We start from the raw sequence: 8,195 nt of genomic DNA, 5'->3' as shown, positions 1-8,195 counted from the left end.
ACTTTCGGACGCCCAAAAGCATCCGAAACTCTTCACGAAAGGAGATTGTCTGCTTTGGGGACCGTGGGGGGCGAAAGCGGACGTTCAGAGGTCAAAAGAATCAGGCCTTTACTATTCCGCCTGCGGAATTCACCCGCGCCATGAGCGCGTCGGCGCTTTCTTTGCGCTCACTATAGCGGTCGACAAGATAGGGTGCTTGGTCGCGTGTTAAGAGGGTGAACTTGATCAATTCCTCCATCACATCGACGATGCGATCATAATAGGGAGACGGTTTCATGCGGCCTTGCCCATCAAATTCCATAAAGGCTTTGGCGACGGAGGATTGGTTGGGAATTGTGATCATACGCATCCACCGGCCCAGAATGCGCATTTGATTGACGGCATTGAAACTCTGGCTGCCGCCACAAACCTGCATGACGGCCAATGTCTTTCCCTGCGTCGGGCGAACAGCACCAATCGACAATGGGATCCAGTCAATTTGTGCCTTCATAATGCCTGTCATCGCGCCATGACGTTCAGGTGACGTCCAAACCATGCCTTCACACCAAGCACTCAAATCCCGTAATTCTTGGACTTTGGGATGATCCGGTTCAGCATCATCGGGCAGAGGCAGGCCCGACGGGTTGAAGGTACGCGTTTCAGCGCCAAGTGCGGTAAGAATGCGCGCAGCCTCTTCGCTGGCCAAGCGCGAATAGGACGTCGTGCGCAGCGACCCATAGAGCATTAGGATTCTGGGCGGATGGCTGCTCCGTGTGGGTTGTAGCAAAGCGCTGAGGTCAATGGGTTTGAAACTGTTTGAATCCAGCTGAGGCAGTTCTGAAAGATCAATCAAGCCGCGTTCCTGTCTCGTCTATCAAGAGTTCACCATCCTCTTTGTAAAAGGGGCCTTTGGGCATGTTGTCCAGAAGGTCCAAAACCGTCTCGCTTGGCCGACACAGGCGGGTACCTTTTGGGGTCACGACAAAAGGCCGATTTACCAAAATTGGATGGGTCAGCATGGCGCTTAAGATCGCCTCCCCACTTATACCTGCTTCTAGGCGTCCCAACTCTTTTGCCGGTGATTTGGTTTCTCGCAGGGCTTGCTTGGGTGTCAGGCCGGCGGCAGCAAATAGCGCCAGAAGCTGGCCTTGGGTCCAACCCGCTTGGCAATACTCAATGACCTCTGGCTGATAACCGGCCGCTTCAATAATCGCCAAGACATTGCGTGAGGTCCCACAATCAGGGTTGTGAAACATCACAATGGGAAAGAAGTCACTCATGAGTTGTTTGCCTTCAGTCTTGCTTGCACAGCGCTGCCGCTTTCATACCAATCTCGGCTTCGGTTCACGATTGCCACGACCGCCAACATGACGGGGACCTCGATCAGGACACCTACGACCGTTGCGAGCGCCGCACCACTTGTAACCCCAAAGAGCGAGATGGCCGCAGCGACAGCAAGCTCAAAGAAGTTACTGGCCCCGATCAAAGCAGAAGGCCCCGCCACGCAATGAGCCTCGCCACTGGCGCGGTTGAGCAGATAAGCCAGTCCTGAGGTGAAGAAGACTTGGATCAGAATTGGCACCGCCAGAAGCGCGATCACCAATGGCTGAGCTAATATCTGTTCGCCTTGGAAGCCAAAAAGCAGAACCAATGTCGCCAATAGGGCCGTCATGGACACAGGGCCCAGAAATTTCAGGGCACTCTCGAGACGGGAAGGACCACCGGATTGAAGCATAGCCCAGCGCATCGCTTGGGCGATCGCGACCGGCACGATAATGTAAAGGCCGACAGAAAGGACCAATGTCTCCCAAGGCACTGTAATGGCTGACAGCCCTAACAAGAGGGCTACGGTCGGCGCAAAAGCCACAATCATGATGGCATCATTCAGCGCCACTTGGCTCAAAGTAAAATGGGGTTCGCCCTTGGTCAGATTGCTCCACACAAACACCATGGCGGTGCAGGGGGCTGCAGCTAATAGGATAAGGCCTGCGATATAGCTTTCGATCTGGTCTGCAGGCAGAAGCGGGCGAAATAGCCACCCGATGAAAATCGCGCCAAGGGCCGCCATCGAAAATGGCTTAACTGCCCAGTTGATGAACAGCGTAATCCCGATCCCGCGCCAATGGGCGGCAACGCCACCCAATGCGCGAAAATCGATCCGCAACAGCATGGGAATGATCATCGCCCAAACGAGGACGGCCACGGGTAAATTGACCTTGGCAATTTCAAGTGCCGCAATGGCTTGAAAGCCCGCCGGAAAGGATTGCCCTAAGCCGATGCCGACAAGGATGGCAAGGCCAACCCAAAGCGTCAAATAGCGTTCAAACAGGTTCATGTGTGGCCACTTGGTTAGGTGCGGGCGGGCAGCAGGCGAGTTCTGCGGCCTCAAAGGCTGGCTGGCACAAATCTGGCCGCCCACCGCAACAATCTGCCATTAAAAAGGCAAAGAGACTACGTGTCCCCTCAATGTTCAAAGCATAACAAACGGTTCGACTTTCACGCTTTGGGCCAATTAATGCGGCGCGGCTCAATATCCCGAGATGGGTCGACATAGTCGTTACAGGCACCCCCAATTGGCGAGCAACTTCACCCGCGGGCACGCCAGATGCACCGGCTGCCACTAGCATCTTAAACACCCTCAGACGTGTGGGGTGTGCCAAAGCGGATAAGGCCTCTATTGCATCCTGATCTCTCATATTCCTAGAATTCCAGAATTATCAGATCTGGTCAAGTAGCTGATCGAGCAAAGCGCTCCGCGCTGTAAGGTGTGATCCAGCCATTAATTGCACCGAGGTCAAGCGCAAAGGGAAGGTCTGTGCGGACAACCCTGGCAGAAATTGACGTGCTGGCGGTCGTCGGCCTCTTAAATGTCCGCTTTCGGGCAACCCCCAAGCTGACCTAAATGGCAACCCTTGGCGCATTTGAGACTGGCGGCATTTCAGCAGAACTTGTTAGATTACGGAAGGGCGGGTGTGGGTTGGGGCTGCAGATAAGCGGACTATTCGATGTTTAACCCTTGAGACAGATTGATCAACCTTCTTGAGACTGCACGGTACGAACACGGGCGCTTTCGGGCTCTATAGGTACTTCCGGATGCACCGAAAGATTAAACCGGCATCTCATCTCGCCGTAATATTACTCGCGATCAGGAAGGCGACGATTACCTCAAGCATGCCCCAAAGCAATGGAATTTTTCCCAAATGTCGATCCACAATTGCTGAGATGATCCGGCCAATTGCCATCCCTGCAGAACACGCGGCAAGCGCGAACAATATGCCGTTTGACAGATCGGGACGGGTCAAGCTGAATAGGAGCAACCCGGACACGGCGATTGGGAACCCGCCATAGATACCGCGCACCTCGTTACGGCTATCGACTGCCGCAGTCTCGATGCCAAAATCTTTGAGTAGATTGTGGGGGCGGAACATGGCTGTCATGCCAATCGCGCCAAAAAACAAAGCGGCCAGTAAAACCCCGATCGTACCTAGCATGGATTACCCTTCTACCCTAAATGCCTGCCATCCGACAAAAAGCAAAATCGGTAGACCAATCATGTCGGCCACGGCGATGCTTTTAAGTGCGGACGAAGCACCCGCCAGCCACCAGATCAAAATGAAACTGCACATACTGATTCCGACAGCAAATGTTGCAAGTTGGCGAACTTCCGGTCGTAGCGCAGCCCATATGGCGACAGCAAAGATTATGAGGAAAAGAGCTGCACGATGGTGCATCAAGGTGAAGATGTCGGATCCAGCTTCAACCCGGTACATCTTAGTGAGGAGGCTCGGTTTGAAAACAGCAAGCGCGGGCAGAAGGTGGATCAATGCAAGTAAAGCCCAGCAGATTTTCACAAACATGTAGATTGCTCCTTTAACGTAGTCGTCAGTGCAAGAGCCAAGAAAGCTGGGCTAATGACGAGTGCAAAATCAAACGCGAATATTCCGTCGAATGGGAAGCCGCGATGGCCCCAAATCTGGATATGGAAAAGCGCGTGAAGAAATGGCCAAGTAATTCCCGCGATAGCAATATTGCGCGTTTTGGTGCTGGCTCCCCAGGTCAATGCACCACCACTAGCAAGAAAAGCCAGTCCAACATCGCTGATAAAATGCATGTTGAATGGCCCCATCAATTTTAGGCCGGGCGTCACTTCGTAAAAATTCATAGGTCGCGCAAATATGTAAACGCCCGTCAGCATCCAAACCATGCCAAGGCCAATCAGAATTGCCCGGTTCATTGGCGCACCCTGCTGGCACTGCGGCTGTTATGTCGGATTACGGTTGCATCAAGGTAAGTATGTTTCGCGGTGACCAACCCATCTCTAAAATAGATGACGTCAATCGCGGGAAGAAGATATGCGCGCCCGTTTGGGACGTAGCGGAATGCGCCAAATGTGAAAGCACGGGGTGGATCCATGTGAATGTCATACTCAATGACGACATTATCACTCCCGAAACTCAGCGACCGAACCGTTGACCGGTAGGTTGGATTGTCAGTCAGGATTTTTTGAAACTGCTGACGGATTGCCTCTTGCCCTTTTGCTGGCGCTGCACCGTCGATGAACAGGCGAAATGTAGAATCCGCACTATGCAGCGCAACAATCTGTCCCGCATCACGGCTCGCCCAAGCCCCGGCATATCTCTGCACCAATGGTTGAAGTTCACTAGTGGGCGGTGATTGGGCGACAACCGATTGTGTAGGCACTGCGAGCACGAAGGCCATCGCTATAACGAAATTTTTGAGTCTTTTCATAGCTGCGCCCTCCAAACGATGCCCAGCTTTTAACCGAGCCGCTTGTAACATGTCAATAACATGTTATAAAGTGATGGGCTGGTAATAGTCATTCAAGGGGGAAAAAGACTTCAGATGGCAAAAGCATTTTCCCGGATCGACGCGCAAAGCGAACGACAAAGCGATCAGGCGCTGAAACTCATCAAGAACGCGATCATTCTCTGCCATTTGCCCCCCGGGACTAGCTTTTCGGAAGCTGAATTGTCGGGCCGATTTGGTCTCGCCCGTGCTGCGACGCGTGCTGCGCTTATGCGCCTAGCTGAGGTTGGTTTGGTCGAACCTGTAGCACGCCACGGCTTTTTAGTGACACCAATCACCGTCGCTTCTATTCGCGAGCTATTCGAATTGCGCTTAATGATAGAGCCGCAGGCTGCTGCTTTAGCCATTGGTAAGGTCGACGTCGCAAAGTTGCGAAAACTAAACAGTTCGGCTCACTTGGCGGGTAACGACTCTCAACAGCTCGACTTTGTTGAAGACAACCGGGCCTTTCACGCGGAGATTGCCGCCGCCACAGGAAATCACCGCTTATTTCGCCTCTTGGAATCATTGGCCGACGAAATGCAACGCTTGGTTCGGTTAGGCCTCTTTGGTGCAAGTGGTAGCGAGGCCGAACGCCACAACGCCGACAGTCAACATGAAGCATTGATCGCCGCTTTTGAGGCGGGCGACCGGGAAGGTGCTAAAAATGCAGCACGTCATCATATTGAACATGCGCGTATGTTGGTGTTGAACCATGCTCCAATTAGCAATTCGCCAATCAGCCTAACATGATAGAGATAAAAGCTGTGTTCACTAGAGGTCATGACGTTATCATCGCAGATACCGCTTTCATCCATCCTTCGGCACTGATTTACGGCAAAGTGCGGATTGGTGCAGGAGCGTCCGTTTTCCCTTATGTTGTCATGCGTTCCGAGGCACATGAAATCCAGATTGGTGCGCGAACCAATATCCAAGATTTTGTTATGGTCCATGTCGGAAACTTTACGCCAACAATTGTCGGCGACGACTGCTCGATAACCCACCACGTAACACTCCACGGTTGTGAAATCGGTGATCGATGCTTGATTGGGATCAATTCAACGATCATGGATGGCGCGAAAATAGGTGCCAATTCGATTGTTGCTGAACATAGTCTCGTGCGGTCTGGTCAGGAGTTTCCACCTAATTCCGTGATAGCGGGATCGCCAGCGCGATTGATTAAAGAGCGAGACTGTTCAGATGCGAATTTAATGAATGCTCGAATCTATGAGCAGATCGCACGAGGCTATGCAAATGGCGAAGATCGGCTGGTATAAGGCCGAAATAGTGGGACGCATTGATTGGGATTTCCACCTTTATAGGGCTTCTAGTCAAAATGGGCAGGTATTCGGTCCAACGACTACAATAGAATCGAAAACCAAATTTCCGAGCGCAGCACTTTGCATAGATCGTATTACGTCCGCTTTCTGGAAGATCTGAAAGGTCGTTTTTTGACCTAGTATGGCGCAAAGCAGACCCCCTACCTTCCCAACCCATACCCAAGGCTAAGGTCCTGTACAACCTGCACAGCGCCACCGCGCCCAAGGCTGCTGAGGCTGACATTGTCGCCGACATTGATCGCACTCTCGATAGGCGTCGGGACCATAACCACGTCATTGCCCATGCCAGAGGCCCGTTCGAGGAGCGCTACCCGGCCAGCGTGGAGCTCTTCAAACGATCCAACGCGCCAGCCGTCATAGACGGTGTGACCGGGGGCGGTGAGGGTACCGCGCCCTTGTTCGGCAAGGGTTTCGCTGAGGGCATTAATCTCTGCCGCTTGAAGCGCGTCTTTGGCCCCATCATGGAACGTGAAGACCCCGTCTTGATCACAAGCCCCAAGCCCTGCACGAACATGGTCTTGCGCCCGTGAGGCGAGGGCCTGATCGATGCGGGCATCACCAGTAAAGAAGCGCTTCTCGCCATGACCGATCCGGTCCAGCTCGCGGTCGAGCGCGGTAAAGGCCGTCGCCCCGAGTTGATCTTCGAATGGGTGATAGGAAAGTCGCGAGAGATGGCCTGTCTCATCCACATGAACCCATGAACCCTTTTGGAGATGATCGACCAGGGGAGATTTGGTGTTGACCATGGTTTTGGTCTTGCTGCCGGTATCAAGGATCAGGACACTGTTGCCGCTTGCTCGCTTCTCAAGGCCGACAACCTCACCAACCAGTTCCTCGCCCCGCTCATGGAGCTTGGTCGTATTACGCGCCTTGGTGATGTCAACGCGTGACCTCTCGGCTAACGTCTCGGTCCAGCCATCTTTGAAGGCCATCACATTGCGGCGCACTTCTGTGGCAAGGCCGCGTGCTTCCAGCTCGCGCGCACGAGCGCGAAGTGCATTGCCCCAGAAGGCTTGATCGGGATCTCGCCCGCCTAGGTCTTGGAGCCGAACTTCTCCCCGTCCATCAAGCTCTGCCGCAAGGGCCTTATCCAGCCGACTAAACCCCTTGGCATGGATATCCCGATCAAGGGCCATGCGCTCATCGAAGATCGAGCGCTCGCCAAGCTCTGCCGTTGCGCGTTCCCGTGCCTGATGGCGAAGACCATGAGAGAGATAATCGCGGGGAATACGTAACTCATGGCCTTCACGGGTTCTTCCCCGCAAGATGACATGGGCATGGGGATTATCCGTGTTCCAATGATTGATAGCGACCCATTCTGTCCCAACACCAAGGTCGCTTTCCATCTGCCCCATCACATCGCGAACATAGCCATCAAGATCTTCCATGCGTGAAGCACTCTCTGGCGCAATCATAATCCGAAAGTGGCGCGGGTCCTCCTGGGTCCAGTCATCTAGCTCGCGTGACAGGCCTTCAACCTTATCCCGGTAAGCATCATAGAACTGCCCCTGCTCATCGTCTCGCGCTGCGCCATCCCGACCAAGATAAGCAGCATGGGCGGCAAGCTTCGCACTACCCGCACGGTGGGCCGAGAAGGACACTTTGATCACAACCCGCTGACGTCTGTCCGAGCTAAATCCACCACCACCGTGAGCACCACCAACGCCATTACCCCGAAAAGAACCACCTGGCCCAAGGCGCGCGCCACCAATCGCCTTACTCAAGCGGGCACCCAAGGCCCCAGATCTCGCATCGCCGCGTCGACCAACAGCAAGGCGGATGTTCAACTCCTCAGATCCGCGCTCTGCCATGCTTGGGCTCCTGAATGACCATGCGTTGTCACGCCATGTGACTTACGGACGACTTGCGATGCCTCGCCAACAACTTCCATAAAACATAGCACATACAGGGCCTTGAGCAAGTGAAAACTTGCTCTTTATCTTGCTGTATTCAAATATTCGTGCTTTACTTGATTATCAATACTAATGGATACAAGCCATGACAAAGCAATATACTACAAGACAATCTATGTGTAGAAGTTTCTGGCTGCAATTTCTACATGGCGACAAC

At 53.4% G+C, this 8,195-nt stretch carries 11 protein-coding genes; 2 read left to right on the top strand and 9 right to left on the bottom strand.

Annotated elements, in window-relative coordinates; translation table 11 throughout:
• Positions 1 to 100 precede the first annotated feature (100 nt).
• The 8 genes from arsH to B7364_RS02445 all read right to left on the bottom strand — a co-directional run bounded on the left by arsH (position 101) and on the right by B7364_RS02445 (position 4,728).
• Positions 101 to 832, bottom strand: coding sequence for an arsenical resistance protein ArsH (gene arsH / locus B7364_RS02480; RefSeq protein ID WP_408606320.1), 732 nt, complete (start codon positions 830 to 832; stop codon positions 101 to 103).
• Entirely contained in the window at positions 825 to 1,259 is a 435-nt protein-coding gene (locus B7364_RS02475) for an arsenate reductase family protein (protein ID WP_085338367.1), read from the bottom strand. The genes arsH and B7364_RS02475 overlap by 8 nt, the downstream gene beginning before the upstream one ends.
• The gene (gene arsB / locus B7364_RS02470) at positions 1,256 to 2,314 is read right to left on the bottom strand and encodes an ACR3 family arsenite efflux transporter (RefSeq protein ID WP_085338366.1); all 1,059 of its coding nucleotides are present in this window, start codon (positions 2,312 to 2,314) and stop codon (positions 1,256 to 1,258) included. The genes B7364_RS02475 and arsB overlap by 4 nt, the downstream gene beginning before the upstream one ends.
• Complete coding sequence (locus B7364_RS02465) at positions 2,301 to 2,675, bottom strand: ArsR/SmtB family transcription factor (protein WP_085338365.1); 375 nt, start codon at positions 2,673 to 2,675, stop codon at positions 2,301 to 2,303. The genes arsB and B7364_RS02465 overlap by 14 nt, the downstream gene beginning before the upstream one ends.
• Positions 2,676 to 3,098: 423 nt before the next feature.
• Positions 3,099 to 3,470 carry a DUF4345 family protein gene (locus B7364_RS02460; protein ID WP_085338364.1) on the bottom strand — a complete coding sequence of 124 codons (372 nt, stop codon included), beginning with the start codon at positions 3,468 to 3,470 and terminating at the stop codon, positions 3,099 to 3,101.
• A 3-nt stretch (positions 3,471 to 3,473) separates the two neighbouring features.
• Complete coding sequence (locus tag B7364_RS02455; RefSeq protein WP_085338363.1) at positions 3,474 to 3,836, bottom strand: hypothetical protein; 363 nt, start codon at positions 3,834 to 3,836, stop codon at positions 3,474 to 3,476.
• A complete protein-coding gene (locus tag B7364_RS02450) occupies positions 3,827 to 4,213 on the bottom strand; it encodes a hypothetical protein (RefSeq protein ID WP_085338362.1) in 387 nt (128 codons plus the stop codon). The genes B7364_RS02455 and B7364_RS02450 overlap by 10 nt, the downstream gene beginning before the upstream one ends.
• Positions 4,210 to 4,728 (bottom strand): nuclear transport factor 2 family protein, encoded by a 519-nt coding sequence (locus B7364_RS02445; RefSeq protein WP_157893438.1) that lies wholly within the window; start codon positions 4,726 to 4,728, stop codon positions 4,210 to 4,212. Before B7364_RS02445 ends, B7364_RS02450 begins: the two co-directional genes overlap by 4 nt.
• A gap of 114 nt (positions 4,729 to 4,842) precedes the next feature.
• On the opposite strand from B7364_RS02445, the gene B7364_RS02440 reads away from it, so the two are divergent.
• Both B7364_RS02440 and B7364_RS02435 read left to right on the top strand, forming a co-directional pair.
• Entirely contained in the window at positions 4,843 to 5,538 is a 696-nt protein-coding gene (locus B7364_RS02440) for a GntR family transcriptional regulator (RefSeq protein WP_085338360.1), read from the top strand.
• The gene (locus tag B7364_RS02435) at positions 5,535 to 6,062 is read left to right on the top strand and encodes a gamma carbonic anhydrase family protein (RefSeq protein WP_085338359.1); all 528 of its coding nucleotides are present in this window, start codon (positions 5,535 to 5,537) and stop codon (positions 6,060 to 6,062) included. The genes B7364_RS02440 and B7364_RS02435 overlap by 4 nt, the downstream gene beginning before the upstream one ends.
• 203 nt (positions 6,063 to 6,265) lie before the next feature.
• Here the strand turns inward: B7364_RS02435 and B7364_RS02430 are convergent, their stop codons facing one another.
• Positions 6,266 to 7,936: a relaxase/mobilization nuclease domain-containing protein gene (locus B7364_RS02430; RefSeq protein ID WP_085338358.1), complete on the bottom strand. Its 1,671-nt coding sequence runs from the start codon at positions 7,934 to 7,936 to the stop codon at positions 6,266 to 6,268.
• Between the last annotated feature and the right edge of the window lie 259 nt (positions 7,937 to 8,195).

Source organism: Aquidulcibacter paucihalophilus, assembly GCF_002105465.1.
Taxonomy (GTDB): Bacteria; Pseudomonadota; Alphaproteobacteria; order Caulobacterales; family Aquidulcibacteraceae; genus Aquidulcibacter; species Aquidulcibacter paucihalophilus.
The sequence above is the reverse complement of the archived record's forward strand: the minus strand, read 5'-3'. Positions and strand labels throughout refer to the sequence as shown.

Coding starts and splice junctions, on each gene's coding strand:
- B7364_RS02465 (WP_085338365.1), bottom strand. CDS start 2,675: ATGAGAGATCAGGATGCAATAGAGGCCTTATCCGCTTTGGCACACCCC.
- B7364_RS02430 (WP_085338358.1), bottom strand. CDS start 7,936: ATGGCAGAGCGCGGATCTGAGGAGTTGAACATCCGCCTTGCTGTTGGT.
- B7364_RS02440 (WP_085338360.1), top strand. CDS start 4,843: ATGGCAAAAGCATTTTCCCGGATCGACGCGCAAAGCGAACGACAAAGC.
- B7364_RS02460 (WP_085338364.1), bottom strand. CDS start 3,470: ATGCTAGGTACGATCGGGGTTTTACTGGCCGCTTTGTTTTTTGGCGCG.
- B7364_RS02450 (WP_085338362.1), bottom strand. CDS start 4,213: ATGAACCGGGCAATTCTGATTGGCCTTGGCATGGTTTGGATGCTGACG.
- arsB (WP_085338366.1), bottom strand. CDS start 2,314: ATGAACCTGTTTGAACGCTATTTGACGCTTTGGGTTGGCCTTGCCATC.
- B7364_RS02455 (WP_085338363.1), bottom strand. CDS start 3,836: ATGTTTGTGAAAATCTGCTGGGCTTTACTTGCATTGATCCACCTTCTG.
- B7364_RS02435 (WP_085338359.1), top strand. CDS start 5,535: ATGATAGAGATAAAAGCTGTGTTCACTAGAGGTCATGACGTTATCATC.
- B7364_RS02445 (WP_157893438.1), bottom strand. CDS start 4,728: ATGAAAAGACTCAAAAATTTCGTTATAGCGATGGCCTTCGTGCTCGCA.
- B7364_RS02475 (WP_085338367.1), bottom strand. CDS start 1,259: ATGAGTGACTTCTTTCCCATTGTGATGTTTCACAACCCTGATTGTGGG.